This window comes from Agromyces arachidis (assembly GCF_052805135.1).
Window position 1 is genome coordinate 27,368 of the sequence record NZ_JBRBDK010000004.1, and the last position, 21,853, is coordinate 49,220.

18 protein-coding genes are annotated in these 21,853 nt (G+C 72.8%); 14 read left to right on the plus strand and 4 right to left on the minus strand.

The window, feature by feature from the left end; genetic code table 11:
- Positions 1 to 5: 5 nt before the first annotated feature.
- Positions 6 to 2,060, minus strand: coding sequence for an MprF family protein (locus ACUY4T_RS06810; protein ID WP_446018167.1), 2,055 nt, complete (start codon positions 2,058 to 2,060; stop codon positions 6 to 8).
- A gap of 112 nt (positions 2,061 to 2,172) precedes the next feature.
- On the opposite strand from ACUY4T_RS06810, the gene ACUY4T_RS06815 reads away from it, so the two are divergent.
- Both ACUY4T_RS06815 and ACUY4T_RS06820 read left to right on the plus strand, forming a co-directional pair.
- The gene (locus ACUY4T_RS06815; protein WP_446018168.1) at positions 2,173 to 3,042 is read left to right on the plus strand and encodes an LLM class flavin-dependent oxidoreductase; all 870 of its coding nucleotides are present in this window, start codon (positions 2,173 to 2,175) and stop codon (positions 3,040 to 3,042) included.
- A gap of 89 nt (positions 3,043 to 3,131) precedes the next feature.
- Positions 3,132 to 5,192: an elongation factor G gene (locus tag ACUY4T_RS06820; RefSeq protein ID WP_446018169.1), complete on the plus strand. Its 2,061-nt coding sequence runs from the start codon at positions 3,132 to 3,134 to the stop codon at positions 5,190 to 5,192.
- Positions 5,193 to 5,380: 188 nt separating this feature from the next.
- Here the strand turns inward: ACUY4T_RS06820 and ACUY4T_RS06825 are convergent, their stop codons facing one another.
- Positions 5,381 to 6,778, minus strand: a complete 1,398-nt coding sequence (locus ACUY4T_RS06825; RefSeq protein WP_446018170.1) for an aminotransferase class I/II-fold pyridoxal phosphate-dependent enzyme — start codon at positions 6,776 to 6,778, stop codon at positions 5,381 to 5,383.
- Positions 6,779 to 7,037: 259 nt separating this feature from the next.
- On the opposite strand from ACUY4T_RS06825, the gene ACUY4T_RS06830 reads away from it, so the two are divergent.
- The 9 genes from ACUY4T_RS06830 (at position 7,038) to ACUY4T_RS06870 (ending at position 17,313) form a co-directional block, all read left to right on the plus strand.
- Positions 7,038 to 7,886: a nitrilase-related carbon-nitrogen hydrolase gene (locus ACUY4T_RS06830; protein WP_446018171.1), complete on the plus strand. Its 849-nt coding sequence runs from the start codon at positions 7,038 to 7,040 to the stop codon at positions 7,884 to 7,886.
- Positions 7,887 to 7,910: 24 nt separating this feature from the next.
- Positions 7,911 to 9,347, plus strand: a complete 1,437-nt coding sequence (gene hydA, locus ACUY4T_RS06835) for a dihydropyrimidinase (RefSeq protein ID WP_446018173.1) — start codon at positions 7,911 to 7,913, stop codon at positions 9,345 to 9,347.
- Positions 9,348 to 9,361: 14 nt separating this feature from the next.
- Positions 9,362 to 10,378 carry a TIGR03842 family LLM class F420-dependent oxidoreductase gene (locus ACUY4T_RS06840; protein WP_446018174.1) on the plus strand — a complete coding sequence of 339 codons (1,017 nt, stop codon included), beginning with the start codon at positions 9,362 to 9,364 and terminating at the stop codon, positions 10,376 to 10,378.
- A 119-nt stretch (positions 10,379 to 10,497) separates the two neighbouring features.
- Positions 10,498 to 11,361: an ABC transporter permease gene (locus ACUY4T_RS06845; protein WP_446018413.1), complete on the plus strand. Its 864-nt coding sequence runs from the start codon at positions 10,498 to 10,500 to the stop codon at positions 11,359 to 11,361.
- On the plus strand, positions 11,358 to 12,197 hold the full coding sequence (locus ACUY4T_RS06850) for an ABC transporter ATP-binding protein (RefSeq protein WP_446018175.1): 840 nt from the start codon (positions 11,358 to 11,360) through the stop codon (positions 12,195 to 12,197). Before ACUY4T_RS06845 ends, ACUY4T_RS06850 begins: the two co-directional genes overlap by 4 nt.
- Positions 12,197 to 13,009 (plus strand): ABC transporter permease, encoded by an 813-nt coding sequence (locus ACUY4T_RS06855; protein ID WP_446018176.1) that lies wholly within the window; start codon positions 12,197 to 12,199, stop codon positions 13,007 to 13,009. The genes ACUY4T_RS06850 and ACUY4T_RS06855 overlap by 1 nt, the downstream gene beginning before the upstream one ends.
- A 133-nt stretch (positions 13,010 to 13,142) precedes the next feature.
- Complete coding sequence (locus tag ACUY4T_RS06860) at positions 13,143 to 14,303, plus strand: ABC transporter substrate-binding protein (RefSeq protein ID WP_446018177.1); 1,161 nt, start codon at positions 13,143 to 13,145, stop codon at positions 14,301 to 14,303.
- 87 nt (positions 14,304 to 14,390) lie between these two features.
- The gene (locus ACUY4T_RS06865; protein ID WP_446018178.1) at positions 14,391 to 15,710 is read left to right on the plus strand and encodes an aspartate aminotransferase family protein; all 1,320 of its coding nucleotides are present in this window, start codon (positions 14,391 to 14,393) and stop codon (positions 15,708 to 15,710) included.
- A gap of 67 nt (positions 15,711 to 15,777) precedes the next feature.
- A complete protein-coding gene (locus ACUY4T_RS06870; protein WP_446018179.1) occupies positions 15,778 to 17,313 on the plus strand; it encodes a CoA-acylating methylmalonate-semialdehyde dehydrogenase in 1,536 nt (511 codons plus the stop codon).
- A 25-nt stretch (positions 17,314 to 17,338) separates the two neighbouring features.
- Here the strand turns inward: ACUY4T_RS06870 and ACUY4T_RS06875 are convergent, their stop codons facing one another.
- Complete coding sequence (locus ACUY4T_RS06875) at positions 17,339 to 18,115, minus strand: enoyl-CoA hydratase/isomerase family protein (RefSeq protein WP_446018180.1); 777 nt, start codon at positions 18,113 to 18,115, stop codon at positions 17,339 to 17,341.
- Between the two features lie 48 nt (positions 18,116 to 18,163).
- Between ACUY4T_RS06875 and ACUY4T_RS06880 the strand changes: the two genes are divergently transcribed.
- Positions 18,164 to 19,030 (plus strand): restriction endonuclease, encoded by an 867-nt coding sequence (locus ACUY4T_RS06880; protein ID WP_446018181.1) that lies wholly within the window; start codon positions 18,164 to 18,166, stop codon positions 19,028 to 19,030.
- Positions 19,031 to 19,039: 9 nt separating this feature from the next.
- Here ACUY4T_RS06880 and ACUY4T_RS06885 read toward each other — a convergent pair whose 3' ends face one another.
- On the minus strand, positions 19,040 to 19,957 hold the full coding sequence (locus ACUY4T_RS06885) for a LysR family transcriptional regulator (RefSeq protein WP_446018182.1): 918 nt from the start codon (positions 19,955 to 19,957) through the stop codon (positions 19,040 to 19,042).
- Positions 19,958 to 20,094: 137 nt separating this feature from the next.
- Between ACUY4T_RS06885 and ACUY4T_RS06890 the strand changes: the two genes are divergently transcribed.
- Positions 20,095 to 20,217, plus strand: a complete 123-nt coding sequence (locus tag ACUY4T_RS06890; protein ID WP_446018183.1) for a hypothetical protein — start codon at positions 20,095 to 20,097, stop codon at positions 20,215 to 20,217.
- 184 nt (positions 20,218 to 20,401) lie between these two features.
- Positions 20,402 to 21,808 (plus strand): threonine/serine exporter family protein, encoded by a 1,407-nt coding sequence (locus ACUY4T_RS06895; protein WP_446018184.1) that lies wholly within the window; start codon positions 20,402 to 20,404, stop codon positions 21,806 to 21,808.
- Positions 21,809 to 21,853: the final 45 nt, after the last annotated feature.

Consider the following 21,853-nt stretch of genomic DNA (forward strand, 5'->3'; position numbering starts at 1 on the left):
GCGGCTCAGCGGGTCAGCTGCACGCCGGCGCGCACGAGGGCGGCGACGGAGGCGTCGGGCAGGTAGGCGCGCGTCAGCCCCAGGCCGATCCGCGCCAGGTCGCCGCCGTCGCGGTAGAGCAGGTGCAGCGGTTCGGGGCGCGGGTTGAACTTCTGCTTGAACCGGTGCAGCGACCGGAACCCGTAGGCGGGCTCGAGCATGCCGCCGAGCCGATCGAGGAGCGCGTCGACCGGGCTCAGCTCGTCGGGCGCCGCCGGCGTGGAGCGCGCGAGCGGCGCGCCGGACAGCGAGAGGAAGCGGGCGCCCTCGTCGCGGAACGCGGCGGCCGATGCGGCGATGAGGAACTCCATGACGGGCCCGAACCCGCCGTCGCGCCGGCGCATGAGGTCCAGCGTCCAGCCGTCGACCTCGCCGCCCTCCCGGTACACCGGCAGCCAGCTGAGGAAGCCCTCGACGGTGCCGTCGTGCTCGGCGAACGCCATCCGCACCGCCGGGTCGAGCGCCTCGTCGACGGTGCCGAGCGTGAACCGCATCTCGGGCAGGTCCTTGCCGCCCACCCACCGCGCCGAGATGGCGTCGACCTGCGCCCGGATGCGGAACGGCTCGTCGGCGAGCGTGCCGAACCGGAACGTCACCCCCTCGCGGTCCGCACGGTTCAGCGCCTGCCGGGCGGCGGACCACGGCTTGCCCGTGAACGCGAGCCCTGGCAGGTCGACGATGGTGTCCTCGGCGATCTGCACCGCGCGCCATCCGTCGGGCATGGCCTCCTTCGCCCGGTCGGTGGCCCCGAAGACGCAGGCGACGAAGCCCGCGCGCTCGACCTCGTCGACGAAGTCGGCCAGCGCCCGTCGCATGCCGCCGGGCGGCGCGATCGGGTCGGACAGCGCGATCGCAACGCCCTGGTGGGTCTGGTACGCCACCAGCGCGCCGGGCTCCGACCCGATCAGGATGCGGTTGTCGGGCCAGGTCGCCATCCACGACAGCGGACCGCCGCCGACCTCGCGGATCGTCTGCCGCGCCGAGTCGGCGAGGGCGCCGGGGCGCTGCGCGTCGCGCGCGCCGGGGAGCCGCCGTCTCAGTCGCGCGCGGTACGCGTGCCGCGTCGCGACGAGCCAGGCGACCAGGAGCAGCCACAGCACGGCCGTCGCGGTGGCGAGCGTGAGCGCGTCGGCGATCGCCTCGATCTCGTCCGGGGCGTCGGCCCGGCCGAGCGTGAGCAGCGCGAGGGCCAGGGCGCCGATCGCGAGGTTGAACCCCGCGAGCACCAGCGTGGCGATCCACGCCACGCGGAAGCCACGGCGCAGGCCGTTGGCGAGCAGCAGCACCACGGCCGCGTCGATCGCGACGTCGACGACCTGCACCCCGCCGGGGTCGCTCGCGCCGAACGGCCCCGACGTCGGCACGAGCGCGAGCACCAGCTGGGCCGCGCCGATCGCCAGCAGCGCCGTCCAGGCGATGAACCGCTGCTCGCGGAGCGTGGGACGCGTGAACGATCGCACGTGCAGCGCGAGCACGCCGACGACCGCCACGGCGTGCTCGACGTCGGCCAGCGTCCCGAGGAACAGCACGCTCACCGCGCTGAACGCGACGAGTGCGACGACGACCCGGCCGCGCCAGGGCGCGGCGAGCGAGAACGCCGCGAGCGTCGCGCAGGCCAGCACGCCCCCGGAGGGTCCGGCGTCGAGCTGCTCGGCGAGGCCCCGCGCCCACGGCGAGCCGAGCGCGGCGAGCACCACGACCACGAGCGCCGTGCCCAGCACCGCGCCCGCCTGGCCGACCGCGAACCCGGCCGCCGCGACCCGCGTGCCGCGGCGCGCCTCGAGCCAGCCGACGCCGGCCGGCACGATCGCCGCGAGCAGCAGGTACCCCCACGGCTCGTTCACGACGAAGGTGCCCGTCGCGACGGTCCACCAGCGACCGGCCTCGAACGACGGCACCCCGTAGGCGACGGCGTCGTACCACGCGGCATCCGTGGCCGGCGCGGCGAAGCCGCCCGAGACGACGCCGACCACGACGAGCGCCGCAGCGAGGGCGATCGTGAACGGCACCCGGGCGGCCATGCGCCCGAGTCTTCGCAGGCGCCCCCGGGCCGAGGCGTCGTCGCGATCGGTGGACGGTGTCGTTGCGGCCGTCATGGGGCGAGTCTGCCACCGACGGGCGTAGGTTGGCGGCATGCCCGACTACCGACGCCCCATCGAGTTCGGCACCTTCATCACCCCGTCCGCCCTCGACCACCGCCGCACCGTCGCGCTCGCGGTCGCGAGCGAGGAGGCGGGATTCGAGTACGCGACCTTCCAGGACCACCCGTACCAGCCGCGATTCCTCGACACGTGGACGCTCATGAGCTGGGTCGGCGCCCGCACCAGCCGCATCCGCATCTCCGCGAACGTGCACAACATGCTGCTGCGCCCGCCCGCCGTCCTCGCGCGCGCCGCGGCATCCCTCGACCTGCTCACGGACGGCCGCGTCGTGCTCGCGCTCGGCGCCGGCGGGTTCTCGCAGGCGGCGGAGGCCATGGGGGCGCCCGCGCGCACGCCCGCCGAGGCCGGCGACGCGCTCGCCGAGGCGATCGCCGTGATCCGCGAGCTCCAGGACGCGGATGCCGCCGGCGGGGTGTTCCTCGACCACCGGTTCCATCCGGTGCGCGGCGCCAAGCGCGGCCCGGCGCCCGCGCAGCGCCTGCTGCCGATCTGGCTCGGCGTGCTGAAGCCCAAGGGCCTCCGGCTCGTGGGGCGATCGGCCGACGGCTGGCTCCCCTCGCTCGGGCGCCTCGAGCGCGGCGCCGACTCGCTCGACGCCGGGCACGCCGTGATCGATGCCGCGGCCACGGCGGCGGGGCGGGACCCCCGCGGCATCCGACGCCTGCTGAACGTCGGCCCGCGCGAGGCGCGGCCCGACCTGCTCGCCGACCTCGCGACCCGGCACGGCGTCGACACCTTCCTCGTCACGGGCGACGACGAGGCGTTCATCGCCGACGTCGCCGCGCGCGTCGCGCCCGAGACGCGCGCGATCGTCGCCGAGCGCCGCGCCGCGGCGGGGTAGCCCGGGCATCCGGGACCTCCGACCCCTTCCGCTTCCCGCCCGTCCGCGACACGATGGACCCACGGAACCGCACCGGCGCGGGAGGCCCCATGAACGACGCATCGACTCCGACCCACCGGACCATCGCCCTCGTGGGCGGGGCCGGATCGGGCAAGACCACCCTGACCGAGGCGCTGCTGCATCGCGCCGGCGCCATCCCGAGGGCGGGCAGCGTCGAGAACGGCAGCACCGTCAGCGACCACGAGCCCGAGGAGATCGCCCGGCACACGAGCCTCGGGCTCTCGCTCGCCCACCTCGACTGGACCGGGCCGGACGGCACGGCCTACGCGCTCACCCTCGCCGACACTCCCGGCCACCCCGACTTCGCCGGCGGGGTCGACGCGGCGCTGGCCGTCGCGGATGCCGCGCTCGTGGTCGTGAGCGCGGTCGACGGCGTCACCGCGGGCACGCGAGCGGTCTGGTCGGCGGCCGAGGCGGCCGGAGTGCCGCGGCTGGTCGTCGTCACCCAGGAGGACAAGGCGCGCGCCGACTTCCGCACGGTGCTCGCGGAACTGCGCGACGCCTTCGGCGAGCACCTGTGGGCGCTCGAGCTGCCGCTCGGCGAGGAGGCCTCGTTCCGGGCGGTGGCCGACGTGCTGAGCGAGCAGGCCCACGTGTACGACGACACCGGCCACCACCACGACGAGGCCCTGCCTCCGGAGGCGCAGGAGGAGGAGCACCGGATGCACGTCGAGGTGACCGAGGACATCGTGTCGCACGACGACGCCCAGCTCGAGGCGTACCTCGAGGGGAACGAGCCGTCCGTCGCCGACCTCGAGCGGACGTTCGCCCGGGAGGTCGCCGCGGGCGAGGCGGTGCCGGTCCTGGTCTGCTCGGGGGTGACCGAGGCCGGGGTCGACCGCGTCGCGGACCTCGTCTGCGAACTCACGCCCGCCGCCACCGATCGCGACGGGCGCATCCGCGTCGGGGAGGGCAGCGGCGGCGCCGAAGTCGCGGTCGCCCCGAACCCGTCGGGTGAGACGGTCGTGCACGTGTTCCGCACCGTCGCCGACCCGTTCGTCGGCCAGGTGTCGATGCTGAAGGTGCTCTCGGGCACGCTCCGCACCGGGGACAAGCTGCGCAACGCGACGACGGGCGCCGAGGAGCGCATCCACGGGCTGTTCCGCCTCCGCGGTTCCGAGCACCTCACCGCCGGGACGCTCTCGGCCGGGGAGGTCGGCGCGGTCGCCAAGCTCACCGGCTCGCCGTCGGGGTCGCTGCTGTGGGCGCGCTCGAGCGGCACGGCCCGCCCGGCCGCGCTGCCGGAACGGCCGCCGGTGTACGCGGTCAGCCTCGAGCCCGCGTCGCAGTCCGACGACGAGAAGATGTCGGGCGCGCTCAGCCGGCTCGTCGCCGAGGATCCGACGCTCGTGATCGACCGCTCGGGCGACCACACGGTGCTGCGCGGGCTCGGCGACACCCACCTGGCGGTGGCGGTCGAACGGCTCGCACGGGTGTTCGGCGTGCACGTGAACACGGGACCCGCGCCCGTCGCCTACCGCGAGACGATCGCCGGGTCGGCGCAGGTCGAGGGCAAGCTCAAGAAGCAGTCGGGCGGGCACGGCCAGTTCGCGGTGGTGCAGCTGCGGGTCTCCCCGCTGCCGCCCGGCGACGGGTTCGAGTTCGTCGACTCGGTCACCGGCGGCGCGGTGCCGCGCCAGTACATCGGCGCGGTCGAGAAGGGCGCGCGCGACGCGCTGTCGGCGGGCGGGCCGCAGGGGCATCCGGTGGTCGACGTGCGGGTCGAGCTGTACGACGGCAAGTCGCACTCGGTCGACTCGTCCGAGATGGCGTTCCGCACCGCGGCATCCATCGGGGTGAAGGCGGCGCTCGCCGAGGCGGGTACGGTGCTGCTCGAACCCGTGTCATCCGTCACCGTGACCGTGCCGCCCGACCTGCAGGGCGCGGTGCTCACCGACCTCTCGGGACGGCGCGGCCGGGTGCACGCGACCGAGTCGGCCGACGACGGACGCGCCCGCGTGGTCGCGCACGTGCCCGAGGCGGAGCTCGCGCGCTACGTGCTCGACCTGCGCTCGATCACGGCCGGACAGGCCGAGCTCACGATGACCCCCGACCACTACGCGAAGGCGCCGAGCGCCGCCCGCGCCTGACCCGTCGCGGCGCGCCCGTCGCCCGCGCCGCCGCGCCCCGGCCGCGCGCTAGTCGACGGGAGGTTTCCGCGCCTGAGGGCGTTTCGGGAGGTGCCTCATACGCGCAAACCTCCCGTCGAGGCACCGACGCGCAGTCGGGTGGCGCGGGTGGGGCGCACGGGGTGGGAAGCCCGGGCGGCCGGGCCGGCTCAGTAGCCGCCGGCGACGAGGTGGCGGGCCGCATTCGCGAGCGCGTCGGCGACGGATGCCGCGTCCTCGCGCACCGCGCCCACGGTGACCCGCACGAACTCGCCCTCCGAGCCCCGCAGCGCGCCCGCGACCGACGACCCGTTCGCCGCGGCGAGGAACGGCGTCCCGCCGGCGACCCGGATGCCGGCGGCGGCGAGCTGCACGAGCGTCGACCGCTCCGAGAGCACCGGCATCCACAGATTGATCCCATCGGCGTGCGCGACGGGCACGCCCCGCGCGCGGAGCGCGTCGCCCAGCGCACGCTGGCGCGTGTAGTACGCGCGCCGGGCCTCGGCGACGGCGTCGATCGCGGTGCCGTCGGTCAGCAGGTCGAGCAGGATCGACTGGAGCAGCCGCGAGGTCCAGCCTGGGCCGAGCATGCGGCGGGCCATGATGCGGTCGACGAGGTCGCGCGGACCGCCGACGGCGGCGATGCGCAGGTCGGGGCCGTGCGACTTGGCGAAGCTGCGCACGTGCACGACGCGATCGGGCAGGTGCGTGCCGAGGGTCATGTCGCCCTCGGTCGAGATGAGGCCGGAGTGGTCGTCCTCGATCACGACGACGTCGGCGCCGTGGTCGTCGGCGGCCGAGCGGATGACGCGCGCGAGCTCCTCGACGCGCGCCGGCGTCATCGACGCCCCGGTGGGGTTCTGCGCGCGCGGCTGGAGCAGCACGGCGGACGGGCGTCGACGCAGCGCCGCGGCGAGCCCCTCGGGCGACATCCCGTGCTGGTCGACGGCGACGGGGATCGCCTCGGCGCCGAGCAGGTCGAGCAGGTCGAGGAAGGGCGGGAAGCCGGGATGCTCGACGACGACCCGGTCGCCGAACCGCACGACCTGGTCGAGTGTGCGCGAGATCGCGTCGAGCGCCCCGTCGACGACCGTGATCGCCTCGGCGTCGCTCGGCCAGGAGTCGCGGAGCACCGCGGCGAGGGCGGGCAGGACGGGCTCGTCCTGGTAGCTGCCGACGTCGGCGCGGGCGGAGATGCGCGAGATCGCGGGCCCGAGCGGCGGCAGCAGGAGGGGATCGGGCGTGCCGCGGGAGAGGTCGAGTCGCACGGGGTCGTTCGGTGCGGCCATCCGGCGCATCCGCGTGGCGGGGCCGTCGACGGCGCCCCGCCGGACGAAGCTGCCGGCGCGGCCGCGCGATTCGATAAGGCCCGCGCGGGCGAGCGCCTGCCATGCCTGGCTGACGGTGGCCGGGCTGACGCCCAGTGCGGAGGCGAGTTCGCGCACCGTGGGCAGGCGGACGCCCGCCTCGAGCTCGCCGCCGTTGACGAGCCTCGCGAGGTCGGCGGCGATGCCGCGAGGGGTGCTGTCGGCGAAGGGCGCGAGCGCGGTCAGCTCGGAGACGTCCATACGAGAACCTGATCGCACCATTGCCTCCTCACGCACTTGGGGACAGGATGTTTAACCACCGCGTCACAAACGGAAACACAAGGGAAATGTTCACGCCGAAGAATAACAGAACGGGTCGCAGGCCCGGTTCGCACGTCGCCGGTCCCCAGCCGGCGTCGGTGTTCGGCATCACACCTCGACGTCGCGGCACGCGCGACAGGCACTGAGCTCCACGCCTGTCCAGCGGGCGGCAACGACGCCGACCGACTCAGGAGGCACCATGACGATCGTTCGAGCAGCCATCACCCAGACGACCTGGACGGGCGACAAGGACTCGATGCTCGACAAGCACGAGCAGTTCGCCCGGCAGGCGAAGGAGCAGGGCGCCCAGGTCATCTGCTTCCAGGAGCTGTTCTACGGTCCGTACTTCGGCATCACCGAGGACGTGAAGTACTACGACTACGCCGAGCCGGCCGACGGGCCCATCGTGCAGCGCTTCGCCGCGCTCGCGAAGGAGCTCGGCATGGTCATGGTCCTGCCGATCTACGAGGAGGAGCAGCCCGGGGTGTACTACAACACCGCGGTCGTCGTCGACGCCGACGGCACCATCCTCGGCTCGTACCGCAAGCACCACATCCCGAACCTCGACAAGTTCTGGGAGAAGTTCTACTTCCGGCCCGGCAACCTCGGCTACCCGGTCTTCCAGACCGCCGTCGGCCCGATCGGCGTGTACATCTGCTACGACCGGCACTTCCCCGAGGGATGGCGCGAGCTCGGCCTCAACGGCGCGCAGATCGTCTTCAACCCCAACGCGACCAAGCCCGGCCTGTCCAACCGCCTGTGGGAGATCGAGCAGCCCGCCGCGGCCGCCGCGAACGGGTACTTCATCGGCGCCGCGAACCGCGTCGGCCTCGAGGACAACGAGTACGGCGACCTCGCCGTGGACTTCTACGGCAAGAGCCAGTTCGTCGACCCGCAGGGCAACATCGTCGGCGACTACGGCTCGGAGACCGACGAGGAGGTCGTGGTCCGCGACCTCGACATGGACATGATCCGCCAGGTCCGCAACGCCTGGCAGTTCTACCGCGACCGCCGGCCCGACTCCTACACGTCCATCCCGAAGCCGTAACGACGAGTCGCGAAGGAGCGAGACATGACGACCACCCTCATCTCCGGCGGCACCGTGGTGAGCGCGACCGGGCGCGTCGAGGCCGACGTGCTCGTCGACGGCGAGAAGATCGTCGCCGTGCTGCACCCCGGCAGCGAGCTCATGGGCACGGATGTCGCGGCATCCGTCGACCGCGTCGTCGACGCCACGGGCAAGTACGTGATCCCCGGCGGCATCGACGCGCACACCCACATGCAGCTGCCCTTCGGCGGCACCGAGGCGTCCGACACGTTCGAGTCGGGCACCATCGCGGCCGCGCACGGCGGCACGACGTCGATCATCGACTTCGCGGTGCAGACCTACGGGCAGCGGCTCGAGGACGGCCTGGCGGCGTGGCACGAGAAGGCCGCCGGCAACTGCGCGATCGACTACGGCTTCCACCAGATCGTCGGCGACGTGACCGAGGCGTCGCTCGAGGCCATGAAGCGGCTGCCCGACGAGGGAGTGACGAGCTTCAAGATGTTCATGGCCTACCCGGGCGTCTTCTACTCGGATGACGCGCAGATCCTGAAGGCCATGCAGGTGTCGCGCGACACGGGCATGCTCACGATGATGCACGCCGAGAACGGCCCGGCGATCGACGTGCTCGCCCAGCAGCTCGTCGACCAGGGCAAGACCGACCCGTACTACCACGGCATCGCCCGCGCCTGGGAGATGGAGGAGGAGGCGACCCACCGCGCGATCATGCTCGCCAAGGTGACCGGCGCACCGCTCTACGTGGTGCACGTGTCGGCCAAGCAGGCCGTCGAGCAGCTCGCGTGGGCCCGCGACCGCGGCCAGAACGTGTACGGCGAGACGTGCCCGCAGTACCTCTACCTGTCGCTGGAGGACCAGCTCGGCGCGAAGTCCGACGAGTGGGGGGCGTTCGAGGGCGCCAAGTGGGTGTGCTCGACCCCGCTCCGCAGCCGCGCCGAGGGCCACCAGGACTCGATGTGGCAGGCGCTGCGCACGAACGACCTGCAGATGGTCTCGACCGACCACTGCCCGTTCTGCATGAAGGACCAGAAGGAGCTGGGCCTCGGCGACTTCCGGAAGATCCCGAACGGCATCGGCTCGATCGAGCACCGGATGGACCTCATGTACCAGGGCGTCGTGACCGGCGAGATCACGCTCGAGCGGTGGGTGGAGCTCACGAGCACGACGCCCGCGCGCATGTTCGGCCTCTACGGCACCAAGGGCGTCATCCAGCCCGGCGCCGACGCCGACATCGTCGTCTACGACCCGAACGGCCACACGTCGATCGGCCTCGACAAGACCCACCACATGAACATGGACTACTCCGCGTGGGAGGGCTACGAGATCGACGGCAAGGTCGACACGGTCATGAGCCGAGGCCGGGTCGTCGTCGAGGACGACGCCTACGTCGGCGCCAAGGGCGACGGGCGCTACCTCAAGCGCGGCCTGAGCCAGTACCTCATCTGAACGGCGGGAGCAGCATGGAATTCGGAGCAGTACTCCAGACCAACCCCCCGGCATCGCGGACCGTCCAGCTCGCGAAGCTCGCCGAGGTGCACGGGTTCAGCCACGTGTGGACGTTCGACTCGCACATCCTGTGGCAGGAGCCCTACGTCATCTACAGCCAGATCCTCGCGCAGACCCAGCGCATCAAGGTCGGCCCCTTCGTGACGAACCCGGCGACCCGCGATTGGACGGTCACGGCGTCGGTGTTCGCGACGCTCAACGAGATGTTCGGCAACCGGACCGTCTGCGGCATCGGCCGCGGCGACTCGGCCGTGCGCGTCACGAACGGCAAGCCGACCACCATGACCGAGCTGCGCGAGTCGATCCACGTCATCCGGGAGCTCGGCAGCTCGCGGTCGGTCGAGTACCACGGTTCGAACATCCGCTTCCCCTGGAGCAAGGGCTCGGAGCTCGAGGTGTGGGTCGCGGCGTACGGGCCGATGGCCCTGCGCGTGGCGGGGGAGGTGGGCGACGGGTTCATCCTGCAGCTCGCCGACCTCGACATCGCCGAGTGGATGATCAAGACGGTCCGGGATGCCGCGGAGAAGGCCGGCCGCGACCCGATGTCGGTGAAGATCTGCGTCGCGGCGCCCATGTACATCGGCGACGACTGGTCGCACATGCGCGACCAGTGCCGCTGGTTCGGGGGGATGGTCGGCAACCACGTCGCCGACATCGTCGCGAAGTACGGCATGCACGGCACCGTGCCCGACGCCCTCACCGACTACATCCGCGGACGCGAGGGGTATGACTACAACACGCACGGCAAGGCGGACAACGACCACGTCGACTTCGTGCCCGACGAGATCGTCGAGCGGTTCTGCGTGCTCGGCTCCGCCGACCAGCACATCCAGAAGCTGAAGGCGCTCGCCGAGCTGGGCGTCGACCAGTTCGCCGGGTACCTCCAGCACGACAACAAGGAGGAGACGCTGCGGGTCTACGGCGAGACCGTGATCCCGGCGCTCTCCGAGCACGTCGTGGCGAAGTCATGACCGACCTGCGCGAGCGCGAGACCGACCCGGCGGCCGAGGCCGTCCCGGGCGGTGCGCCCGGCGGCATCCGCCGACCGGGACGGGCGGGTCGACCCGGCCCCTCGCGCCGCGCAGGACGCATGGCGGCGACCTGGGCGTGGGGGCTCGCGGGCATCGTCGTCATCGCGCTCGCCTGGGAGGGCTACAAGGCGCTCGCGCCCGACGACGGGGTCGTGATCGGCGACACCCGCGTCCTCCCGCGCACGACGGACCTCGCGATGCCCCACGTCTGGGACATGCTCGCACGGCTGGCCGAGCCGGTCACCGGGGCGCCCACCGCGCAGCCGCTCTGGCTCGTCGTGCTGCTCGCGGCGCTGACCACGCTCGGCATCGCCGCGGCCGGCTGGCTGGTGGGCGTCGTCGTCGGCATCGGGCTGGCGCTCGTCATGCAGCGGTGGCGGATCGCCGAGTGGGGCCTCCTCCCGTGGATCGTGCTCAGCCAGACCGTGCCGCTCATCGCGTTCGCCCCGGTCGTCAAGAGCTGGGGGTCGCGGGTCGAGATCGGCTCGTTCGAGTGGCAGGACTGGATGTCGGTCGCCCTCATCGCGAGCTACCTCGCGTTCTTCCCCATCGCGATCGGCGCGCTCAAGGGGCTGCAGTCGCCCGACCGGATCCACACCGAGCTGATGCAGGCCTACGCCGCAGGGTACTGGCAGACGCTCGCCAAGCTGCGCTTCCCCGCCGCGGTGCCCTACCTGCTGCCGGCCCTGCGACTCGGCGCGGCGAACGCCGTCATCGGCGCGGTGGTCGCCGAGGTCTCGACCGGGCTGCAGGGCGGCATCGGCCGGATCCTCATCCAGTTCGCCGGGCAGGCGTCCGGCGACCCCGCCAAGGCGTGGGGGCCGATCTTCGGCGCCATCGTGCTCGGCCTCGTCGCCGCCGGCTCGGTCGCGCTGCTCGGCGTCATCCTCAGGAACTACCGACGATCGGAGGAATCCGCATGACGGATGCCACGCCCGCCAGCACCGCGGCCGTCGAGGTGCGCGGCGTCGACAAGGTCTTCGAGACGCGCACCGGCCAGGTGCAGGCGCTGCAGGACATCGACCTCGCGATCGCGCCCGGCGAGTTCGTCTCGCTCATCGGCCCGAGCGGATGCGGCAAGTCGACCCTCATGCGCCTGATCGCCGACCTCGACGAGCCCACCGACGGCGCGCTCTCGGTGTTCGGCAAGTCCGCCCGCCAGGCCCGGCTCGACCAGGACTACGGGATCGCCTTCCAGCAGGCGGGGCTCCTGCCGTGGCGGACCGTCGCCGCGAACGTGGCGCTGCCGCTCGAGCTGCACGGATCGGCCGCGGCCGACCGTCGCGACCGCGTCGCGCACCTGCTCGAGATGGTGGGGCTGTCGGACTTCGCCGACCGGTACCCCGACCAGCTCTCGGGCGGCATGCAGCAGCGCGTCGCGATCGCCCGCGCCCTCGCCGAGCAGCCGCGCCTGCTGCTGATGGACGAGCCGTTCGGCGCCCTGGACGAGATGACGCGCGAGAAGATGCAGACCGAGCTCGTGCGCATCTCGGCCGAGACCGGCGCCGCCGTCGTCTTCGTCACGCACTCGATCCCCGAGGCGGTGTTCCTCTCGGACCGGGTCGTCGTCATGTCGCCGCGGCCCGGGCGCATCCAGGAGATCGTGCCCATGCGGCTCGGCGCCGAGGCGGCGCGCGCCGCGCGGACCGAGGACCTCCGCGAGGAACGCGCCTTCTTCGAGATGGTGACCGCGGTGCGCGAGGCGCTGCACGGCGGATCGCCCGTGGCATCCGGTCCGCGCGGAGTGGAGACCCGCTGATGAGCGCGACGACCGCCGGACGACCCGCCCGCATGGCGCCGCGGACCGAGGCGGTCGTGCGCGTGGCCGCGCCGATCGTCGTCGGGCTCGTCGTCCTCGGCCTCTGGCACTTCCTGGTCAGCGTCGTCGGGGTCTCCGACTACCTGCTGCCGAGCCCCACCTCGATCGTCGAGGAGTTCGTCGCGTTCTGGCCGTCGATCGTCTCGGCGACCCTCGTCACCGGCACCAACGCGCTCATCGGCCTCGTCGTCGGCTCGCTGCTCGGCATCGCGCTCGCCGCGGTCGCCGCGCGCTGGAGGGTCGTCGACCGCATGAGCGCGCCGATCGTGGCGGCGCTGGCGGTGGTGCCGATCGTGGCGCTCGCCCCCGTGCTCAACTCGATGTTCGGCGCCGACAGCCAGTTCGGCCGCCAGGCGATCGCGGCCCTCGCCTCGTTCGTGCCCGTGTTCATCAACACCCTGCGCGGGTTCCGGCAGACCGCGCCCGTGCACCGCGACCTGATGAAGGCCTATGCGGCCAGCCCGCAGCAGGTGCTGCGGACCCTGACGCTGCCCACCGCGGTTCCGTTCGTGCTCACCGGCATCCGCATCGCGTCGTCGCTCGCCGTGATCTCGGCGCTCGTCGCGGAGTACTTCGGCGGCCCGCGCGGCGGTCTCGGCTCGCTCATCTCGACGTCGGCAGCGTCGAGCGCCTACGCCCGGGCCTGGGCGTACGTGCTCGCCTCCATCGCGCTCGGCCTGGCGTTCTACCTCGTCACCCTCGGACTCGAACGGCTCGTGCTGCGCCGCGGCCCCGGCGGAGGTGCGCGATGACGCGCGTCGCGCCGGGCCGGCGGCATCCGCTCGCCCGCACCGCCCACCACGCGGTCCGGCACCGACGTCCCCGCCCTGCCGGGGATGGCACCACCAGCACCACCGCACGCACCGGGAACCAGGAAGGACTGACATGAAGCACAGCACACGCCGCGGACTCGCGGCCGGAGCCTTCGCCGCCACGGCGGCCCTGCTCCTCGCGGCCTGCTCGGCAGGCGGCGACGACTCCGGCGGAGACGCCGGCGGAGGCGACGCCGGGGGCGACGAGCTCACGCCCGTGCGCCTCCAGCTCCAGTGGCTCCCGCAGGGCCAGTTCGCGGGCTACTTCGCCGCGGTCGAGAACGGCTACTTCGAGGAGGAGGGCCTGGAGGTCGAGATCATCCCCTCCGGCGGCGACATCGTGCCGCAGGACGCGCTCGCCAACGGCGACGTCGACTACGCGATCGCCTGGGTCCCGAAGGTGCTCGGCTCGATCGAGCAGGGGGCGAACCTCACCAACATCGCGCAGATCTTCCAGCGCTCGGGCACCCTCCAGGTGTCGTGGGCCGACTCCGACATCTCGTCGGTGGCCGACTTCGAGGGCAAGAAGATCGGCTCGTGGGGCTTCGGCAACGAGTGGGAGATCTTCGCGGCGATGGCCGAGGAGGGACTCGACTCGTCGACCGTCGAGATCATCACGCAGGACTTCAACATGAACGCGTTCCTGCAGGGCGACATCGATGCGGCCCAGGCGATGACGTACAACGAGTACGCCCAGCTGCTCGAGACCGTCGACCCCGACACCGGCGAGCTCTACACCGAGGACGACTTCAACGTCATCAGCTACGAGGACACCGTCGGCGCCATGCTGCAGGATGCGATCTGGGCCGACACGGAGCGGCTCGAGAGCGACGAGGCGTACCAGGAGACGACGGTCGCGTTCCTCAAGGCCGTCATCAAGGGCTGGGCGTTCGTCCGCGACAACCCCGAGGACGCGTCCGAGATCACCATCGCGGCCGGCTCCGGCTGGGGCCCGAGCCACGAGCTGTGGATGGTCAACGAGACCAACAAGCTCATCTGGCCGGCCGAGAACGGCATCGGCGTGATCGACGAGGCGGCCTGGGACCGGACCGTCGAGGGCGCCCTGTCGGCCGTGAACGAGTCGGGTGCGAGCCCGATCACGGAGGAACCGCCGGCCTCGGCGTGGACCAACGAGTACATCGAGCAGGCCATCGAGGAGCTCGGCGACGAGGTCGACACGACCGGCGAGTCCTTCGAGCCCATCGAGGTCACCCTCACCGAGGGCGGCCAGTAGGAGAACGGATGCCGCGGGGCCGGCGCATCCGGCCGGCCGCGCGGCATCCGACCCATCGACCCGAACCGCAGGAAAGGCGACGACGCCATGACCGACAACCTCACCGAAGGCCTCGACGAGCTCGCCCGCGAGCTGGACGCGGAGCACGTGTTCCACTCATGGTCGGCACAGGGCTCGCCGCCGCAGCTCGTCATCGCGAGCGGACGCGGCACCACCGTCTGGGACCACGCGGGCCGCGAGTACCTCGACTTCTCGAGCCAGCTCGTCAACGTCAACATCGGCCACCAGCATCCGGCCGTCGTGTCCGCGATCCGCGAGCAGGCGGAACTGCTGGCCACCATCGGCCCGCCGATCGTGAACCTCGCGCGCGGCGAGGCCGCGAAGCGCATCACCGATCGTGCGCCCGACGGCATGTCGAAGGTGTTCTTCACCAACGGCGGTGCCGACGCGAACGAGAACGCGATACGGATGGCGCGGCTGCACACCGGCCGCGACAAGGTGCTGTCGACCTACCGGTCGTACCACGGCAACACCGGGGCGGCGATCGTCTCGACCGGCGACTGGCGGCGCATCCCGAATGAGTACGCGCGCGGGCACGTGCACTTCTTCGGCCCGTTCCTCTACCGCTCCGAGTTCTGGGCGACGACGCCCGAGGAGGAGTCGGAGCGGGCGCTGCGGCACCTGCGCCGCGTGATCGAGGCGGAGGGGCCGGCATCCATCGCGGCCGTGCTGCTCGAAACCGTGCCCGGCACGGCGGGCGTGCTCGTGCCGCCGCCCGGCTACCTCGCCGGGGTGCGCGAGCTCTGCGACCGCCACGGCATCATGCTGATCCTCGACGAGGTGATGTGCGGCTTCGGGCGCACCGGGCGCTGGTTCGCCTTCGACGGGTACGACGTGCGGCCCGACCTGATCAGCTTCGCCAAGGGCGTGAACTCGGGCTACGTGCCCGTGGGCGGCGTCGTGATCTCCGACGAGATCGCCGCCGACTTCGACGAGCGCGTGTTCCCGGGCGGCCTGACCTACTCGGGGCATCCCCTCGCGATGGCGTCGATCGTCGGCGCGCTCGACGCGATGGAGTCCGAGGGCATCGTCGACCACGCGCGCCGCGTCGGCGCGGAGGCCATCGCGCCCGCGCTGACGGAGCTCGCGGACAAGCACGCCGTGATCGGCGAGGTGCGCGGCGAGGGCGTCTTCTGGGCGCTCGACCTCGTGGCCGACCGCGAGACGCGGGAACCGCTGCCCGCCGCCGAGGTCGGCCGCGTCAAGGGTGCGCTGATCGAGCGCGGGCTGCTGCCGTTCGTCGCCGAGAACCGCATCCACGTGGTGCCGCCGTGCGTGGTCACCGCCGACGAGGTCGCCCAGGCGGCCGCGATCTACGACGAGGTGCTCGGCACCGTCGCCGTGTGAGGCCGCGCTGCGGCATCCGTCCACCGACTTCGACCGACCCGAGCACTCGACCGGAAGGAAGAGCATCATGACCGACACCCAGACCGCCCCCAGCGCCGGGGGCACCAGCACCGCCGAGATCGTCGAGCACTGGATCGACGGCGCGCCCGCGTCCGGCGGATCCGATCGCACCGGGCCCGTCTACGACCCCGCGCGCGGCGTCGAGCAGCGCCGCGTGCGCTTCGCGTCGACCGAGGACGTGGACGCCGCGGTCGAGGCCGCGGCGCGCGCGTACCCGAAGTGGCGGGACACGTCGATCGCGAAGCGCCAGCAGGTGATGTTCGCGTTCCGCGAGCTGCTGAACGCGCGCAGCGACGAGCTCGCGGCGATCCTCACGAGCGAGCACGGCAAGGTGCTCGGCGACGCCGCCGGCGAGATCGCCCGCGGCCTCGAGGTCGTCGAACTCGCGTGCGCGATGCCCGCGTACACGAAGGGCGAGTACTCCGAGAACGTCTCGACCGGCATCGACGTGTACTCGCTGCGCCAGCCGCTCGGCGTCGTCGGCATCATCAGCCCGTTCAACTTCCCGGCGATGGTGCCGATGTGGTTCTTCCCGCTGGCCATCGCGACGGGCAACACGGTGGTGCTGAAGCCGTCCGAGAAGGACCCGTCCGCGTCGATCTGGCTCGCCCGCCTGATGCAGGAGGCCGGGCTGCCCGACGGCGTGCTGAACGTCGTGCACGGCGACAAGGTCGCGGTCGACGCGCTGCTCGAGCACCCCACCGTGCGGTCGATCTCGTTCGTCGGCTCGACGCCGATCGCGCAGTACATCTACGCGACCGCGACGGCGAACGGCAAGCGGGTCCAGGCCCTCGGCGGCGCGAAGAACCACATGCTGGTGCTGCCCGACGCCGACCTCGACCTCGCGGCCGACGCCGCCGTGAACGCGGGCTTCGGATCGGCGGGCGAGCGCTGCATGGCCATCTCGGCCGTCGTCGCGGTCGACTCGATCGCTGACGAGCTCGTCGCGAAGATCGGCGAGCGGATGGCGCGCCTGAAGACGGGCGACGGCACCCGCGGCTGCGACATGGGCCCGCTCATCACGCGCGAGCACCGCGACAAGGTCGCCGGGTACCTCGACGTGGCCGGTGAGGACGGTGCGTCGGTCGTCGTGGACGGCCGCGACCCCGACGTGGACGGCGAGCCCGACGGCTTCTGGATGGGGCCGACGCTGATCGACAGGGTGCCGACGTCGTCGGCCGTGTACCGCGACGAGATCTTCGGCCCGGTGCTCTCGGTCGTGCGGGTCGACGGCTACGAGGAGGGACTCGAGCTGATCAACTCGTCGCGCTACGGCAACGGCACCGCGATCTTCACGAACGACGGCGGCGCCGCCCGGCGCTTCCAGCGCGAGGTGACGGTCGGCATGGTCGGCATCAACGTGCCGATCCCCGTGCCGGTGGCCTACCACTCGTTCGGCGGGTGGAAGGACTCGCTGTTCGGCGATGCGAAGGCCTACGGCCCGCGCGGGTTCGACTTCTTCACCCAGGAGAAGGCGATCACCTCGCGGTGGCTCGACCCGAGCCACGGCGGGCTGAACCTGGGCTTCCCGCAGCACGACTGAGGGCTCGCGCCCCGCCGGGGCGAGGTCAGCGGGCGGCGAACGCGGCGACCGCCCGCTGCGCGTACGGGGTCTCGATGGCCGCGCCGATGGTGACGGCCTCGTCGTCGAGCGACTCGCCGAACGATCGCGAGCGCCCGGCGTGCACCAGTCGCTTCGCCTGGCCGAACGCGTGCGTCGCCCCGGCGAGCCATCCCTCGGCGATGTCGCGTGCGCGGGCGGCGAGCGCGTCGGCGGCGACGACCTCGGCGACCAGGCCCCAGTCGAGCGCCTCGGCCGCGCTCAGCGTGCGCGAGGTGAGCGTGAGCTCGAGCGCGCGCCGCACGCCCACCGCCTCCGGCAGCAGCGTGCTCACCCCGCAGTCCGGCGTGAGCCCGATGTCGGCGTAGCGGCTGGCGAACGTCGCTCGCTTGGACGCGACGATCACGTCGGCGACGAGCATGAAGCCGAGCCCGCCACCCGCCACCGGGCCCTGCACCGCCGCCACGATCGGCTTCGTGCTCTCGCGGAGCGCCCGGTGGCCGTCGTGGATGCGGTCGGCGAGCCGTCGCACGACGTCGCCGCCCGGGGCGTCTCCGGTGCCGGCCAGCGCCGACATGGCCACGACGTCGCCCCCGGCGCAGAACGCCCGCCCGTTGGCGTCGAAGAGCACCGCGCCGATGTCGTCGCGCTCCGCGATCTCGTGCGCGAGCTCCTGCCAGCGGCCGATCGCCTCGGGATCGACGGCGTTGAGGCGTGCGGGGCGGTTGAGGGTGAGGTGCGCGAGGCCGTCGCGCACGTCGAAGAGGATCACGTCGTCGGGCATCCTCGGATGGTACGCCACCATGTCGTATGCCGCTCCTAGTATGCGAACGTGCTGACCGAGCCCCTCCATCGCGCCGCCGTCGAGCTCGGCCGCCGGCTCGGTGCCCGCGTTCCGCTCGGGCTCCCGGTCGAGGCCGCCCGGGCCACCCTCTCCCGCGCCGCCGTCGCCGCGGCCTCGCGGATCGTGTCGGAGTCCGGCCCCACGGCGACGGCCACCTGGTGGTGGTGGATCGGGTACGCCGCGGCCTGGGCGATCGCCGGGGCCGCCACCTCCTCGGTCGCCGCGCGCCCCGGGTTCCCGGTGCCATTGGGACTGGGGCCGGCCGCCTACGCCGGGCTACTCGTCGCCGCTGCCGCCGTGCTCGCCGTCGTGCAGCGGTGGGTGCGCGAGCGGCACGACGACCTCGTCGCGCGGTGCGAGGGCGCCGTCGTTTCGGTCGCGACCCAGGCCGGGCTGGCCGAGGCGCTCCGGGCCGGCCGGCGCGAGCCCGCGTTCCCGTTGCCGACGGCGTGGCCCAGGCCCGGTCCGCAGCCGTACGGCGTATCGCATCGCGGCGCCGAGCAGCTCGTCGCCGATTGGATGCGCCATCTCGGCGCATCCGATGCGGAGGTGACGCGCTTCACGGGCGACGGCGGCGTCGACGTGGTGAGCGCCCACTGGATCGCCCAGGTGAAGAACCTGGGCGAGCGCACCACGGTGCCCGTCGCGCAGATCCGGGAGCTGGCCGGGGTCGCAGCCGATGACGGTCGCAGGCCGCTCTTCTTCACGTCGGGCACCTACTCGCCGGGCGGGGTGGCGTTCGCCGACCGGTCGGGCATGGGTCTGTTCGAGTACCACGCCGAGGGCGGGGCCCTCCGTGCGGCCAACGGCACCGCGCGTGCCGTCGTCGAGCAGGGCTTGCGCCCGCCCTCGTGACGCGGCGGCTCAGTGCGCCTCGTGCTGCTGCTCGAGGCGCCCCGCCCGGTCGGCGAGCACCTCGAGCACGGTCCGGACGGCGAGCCGCTCGGCGACGTCCGGCCGGACCAGCGCGAAGATCTGCCGGACGGAGGCGACGCCCCGCAGCGGCTTCAGCACGATGCCCTCGGGCAGCACGCCGGACGTGTACCGCGGCACGAAGGCCACGCCGAGGCCCGCGCCGATGAAGGCCTCGACGATCCGCATGTCGCTGAAGCGCTGGCTGACCTCGACCTGCCGGCCGCCGGCCTGCTCGATCGCGTGGAGGATCCGCTCGAACGGGAAGCCCGGCGGGACGCCGAGCCAGGTCTCGTCGACGAGGTCGGCCGGCGTCACGTGCGCGCGCGCGGCGAGCCGGTGGTCTGCCGGGATGCCGATGTCGAGCGGCTCGGTCAGCAGCGGGATCGCCCGGAGTCCCCGCCCGCCCCACGGCAGCTCGCCCGGCATGGTGTGCGCGAGCACGATGTCGTAGTCGTTCGTGAGGTCGGGGAACTCCGCGAGCCCGGGGTCGAGGTCGGTGGCGCGGACCACGAGGCCCGCGACCGCGGCGAGGTCGCGCAGGACCACGGGCAGGAGCGTCGCGCCGACGGTGGGGAAGGTGAGCAGCGACACCTCGCCGCTGGGGTGGTTCCGGAACTCGTCCCAGAGCGCCGACGCGCGCTCGAGGGCGACCGCGACCTCGGTGGCCGAGCGGGCCAGCGCGTGTCCCGCGCTGGTGAGCACGACGCCTCGTCCGACCCGCTCGGTGAGCGGCATCCCCGCCTCGCGCTCGAGGACCTTGAGTTGCTGCGAGACGGCCGAGGGCGTACGCCCGGCGGCCTCGGCGACGGCGGTGACGCTCCCGCGTTCGGCGAGTTCGCGGAGCAGGTCGAGACGTCGAACATCCATGTAGCCAGACTACATCGTCACTGTAGTTCCATCAGATTGTGCTGAACGGTTTTTCACGTCACAATTGACGGGTCGGACACGTGCAAGGGCGCACCAGGTCGCCCGACATTCCAACGAACTCCTCGAAAGGAACCGCCGTGTTCACCATCACCGCTCTGCTCCTCACCGTCTCGATCGCCGGCATCGTCGGCTCGATCGTCACCACGGCTCGCGACGGATACCGTCGCCAGCCCCGCGAGACCTTCGCGCGCACCGCCTGAGTCCGCGAGATCTCGGAGCCGCTCGGCTCCGGTGCAGGGCCGTTGCGCGGGGGAGGGACACCCCGCGGGGCGGCCCTTCGTCATACCCGTCGCCTCGACATCGACCGCCGCCGCGGATAGCGTGACCACACCCCGGGGTCCGGCTTCCGCTCGCCGCGCCCCAGCGACACGATGGAGCGCGCGGATGCCGATCACCCCGACCCCACCCGACCTTCCCCGTGACGAGGACCACCGCGTCGAGGACCCCGCGCTGCTGCGCAGCTTCCTCCTCGGACTCGCCGAGGGCATGACCGCCTCGTCGGAGTCCGTCGACCGGATCCGGGCCGACGTGATGCAGATCGCCCGTGCGTACGGCCTCGACGACGTGGACCTCGTCGTCCTGCCGACCATCGCGTTCGTGCAGACCGGCCGCGGGGACACCGCCCGAGTGGCGCTGAACTCGGTGCAGGCGACCTTCCGCTTCGACCAGATCGCCGAGATGGCGCGACTGCTCCGCAAGGCGCGCGCCGCCGAGATCTCGCCCGCCGACGGCATCCGCCGCCTGAACGAGATCGGCGCGATGCCGCCGAGCCGGCACTGGTTCATGCGCACGCTGGGCCACGCCATCCTCACCGCCGGCCTCGCCCTGCTGCTGGCACCGAGCTGGCAGGCGGCGCTCGTGGGCTTCGGCCTCGGCGCGCTCATCGGCCTGGTCAAGCTCGTGCGCTCGCAGACGCTCGGCCTGGTGCTGCCCATCGTGGCCTCGTTCGTCTGCGCGCTCATCGTCTTCCTGCTCGCGCCCTACATCGAGCTCGGCGACCCGCTCCGCGTCCTGATCGCGCCGCTGGCCACCTTCCTGCCGGGCGCGCAGCTCACGACGGGCGTCCGCGAACTGGCCGCCGGGCAGATGGTGGCGGGCACGTCGCGGCTCGGCGCCGGCCTCGTGCAGCTCGCCCTGCTCGCCTTCGGGATCCTCTCCGCGGGCACCATCGTCGGCGTCGGCAGCGACGACTACCTCCCGCTCGAGGTGACGACCACCCTGCCCTGGTGGGTCGCGGGCATCGGGCTCGCGCTGTACGGCCTCGGCAACTACCTGCACTTCACCGCCCCCGGGCGCAGCTACGGGTGGGTGCTCCTGGCCCTCGCCGTGGCCTATGGCGCGCAGCAGATCGGCGCCCTGGCCTTCGGGCCGTACGTCAGCGGGCTGATCGGGGCGCTCGCGGTGACCCCGTTCGTGCTGTGGATCGAGGATCTCCGCGGCGTCCCGTCGCAGATGATCTTCCTCCCCGCGTTCTGGGTCCTGGTGCCGGGCGCATCGGGCCTGATCGGCGTGACCGAGGGCGCGGTCGCCGCCACCGCGGGCATCGCCGACTTCACCGCCGCGTTCGCCACGGTCATGTCGATCTCGCTCGGCGTGCTCATCGGCTCGGCGCTGTACCGATTCGTCCGGCGCGGCGCCCGAGAGCTCTCCGAGTTCCACATCGACCTGCCGACGGTGCTCGCCCCGTCGGACGAGCCCGTGCTCTCGCGGATCGCCGACGCCACCACGACCCGCGCATCGCGACGCCGGGCGGAGGAGGAGGCCCACGGCGACGGCCGGACCGAGGGCTGAGCGGCCCGCGCGCGGCTCCGCGATCTGGGGATCGGCCCCGCGGCA

Excerpts from the sequence above, each read along its gene's own strand:
- ACUY4T_RS06810 (WP_446018167.1), bottom strand. The coding sequence starts at position 2,060 with ATGGCCGCCCGGGTGCCGTTCACGATCGCCCTCGCTGCGGCGCTCGTC.
- ACUY4T_RS06815 (WP_446018168.1), top strand. The coding sequence starts at position 2,173 with ATGCCCGACTACCGACGCCCCATCGAGTTCGGCACCTTCATCACCCCG.
- ACUY4T_RS06820 (WP_446018169.1), top strand. The coding sequence starts at position 3,132 with ATGAACGACGCATCGACTCCGACCCACCGGACCATCGCCCTCGTGGGC.
- ACUY4T_RS06825 (WP_446018170.1), bottom strand. The coding sequence starts at position 6,778 with ATGGACGTCTCCGAGCTGACCGCGCTCGCGCCCTTCGCCGACAGCACC.
- ACUY4T_RS06830 (WP_446018171.1), top strand. The coding sequence starts at position 7,038 with ATGACGATCGTTCGAGCAGCCATCACCCAGACGACCTGGACGGGCGAC.
- hydA (WP_446018173.1), top strand. The coding sequence starts at position 7,911 with ATGACGACCACCCTCATCTCCGGCGGCACCGTGGTGAGCGCGACCGGG.
- ACUY4T_RS06840 (WP_446018174.1), top strand. The coding sequence starts at position 9,362 with ATGGAATTCGGAGCAGTACTCCAGACCAACCCCCCGGCATCGCGGACC.
- ACUY4T_RS06845 (WP_446018413.1), top strand. The coding sequence starts at position 10,498 with ATGGCGGCGACCTGGGCGTGGGGGCTCGCGGGCATCGTCGTCATCGCG.
- ACUY4T_RS06850 (WP_446018175.1), top strand. The coding sequence starts at position 11,358 with ATGACGGATGCCACGCCCGCCAGCACCGCGGCCGTCGAGGTGCGCGGC.
- ACUY4T_RS06855 (WP_446018176.1), top strand. The coding sequence starts at position 12,197 with ATGAGCGCGACGACCGCCGGACGACCCGCCCGCATGGCGCCGCGGACC.
- ACUY4T_RS06860 (WP_446018177.1), top strand. The coding sequence starts at position 13,143 with ATGAAGCACAGCACACGCCGCGGACTCGCGGCCGGAGCCTTCGCCGCC.
- ACUY4T_RS06865 (WP_446018178.1), top strand. The coding sequence starts at position 14,391 with ATGACCGACAACCTCACCGAAGGCCTCGACGAGCTCGCCCGCGAGCTG.
- ACUY4T_RS06870 (WP_446018179.1), top strand. The coding sequence starts at position 15,778 with ATGACCGACACCCAGACCGCCCCCAGCGCCGGGGGCACCAGCACCGCC.
- ACUY4T_RS06875 (WP_446018180.1), bottom strand. The coding sequence starts at position 18,115 with ATGCCCGACGACGTGATCCTCTTCGACGTGCGCGACGGCCTCGCGCAC.
- ACUY4T_RS06885 (WP_446018182.1), bottom strand. The coding sequence starts at position 19,957 with ATGGATGTTCGACGTCTCGACCTGCTCCGCGAACTCGCCGAACGCGGG.
- ACUY4T_RS06895 (WP_446018184.1), top strand. The coding sequence starts at position 20,402 with ATGCCGATCACCCCGACCCCACCCGACCTTCCCCGTGACGAGGACCAC.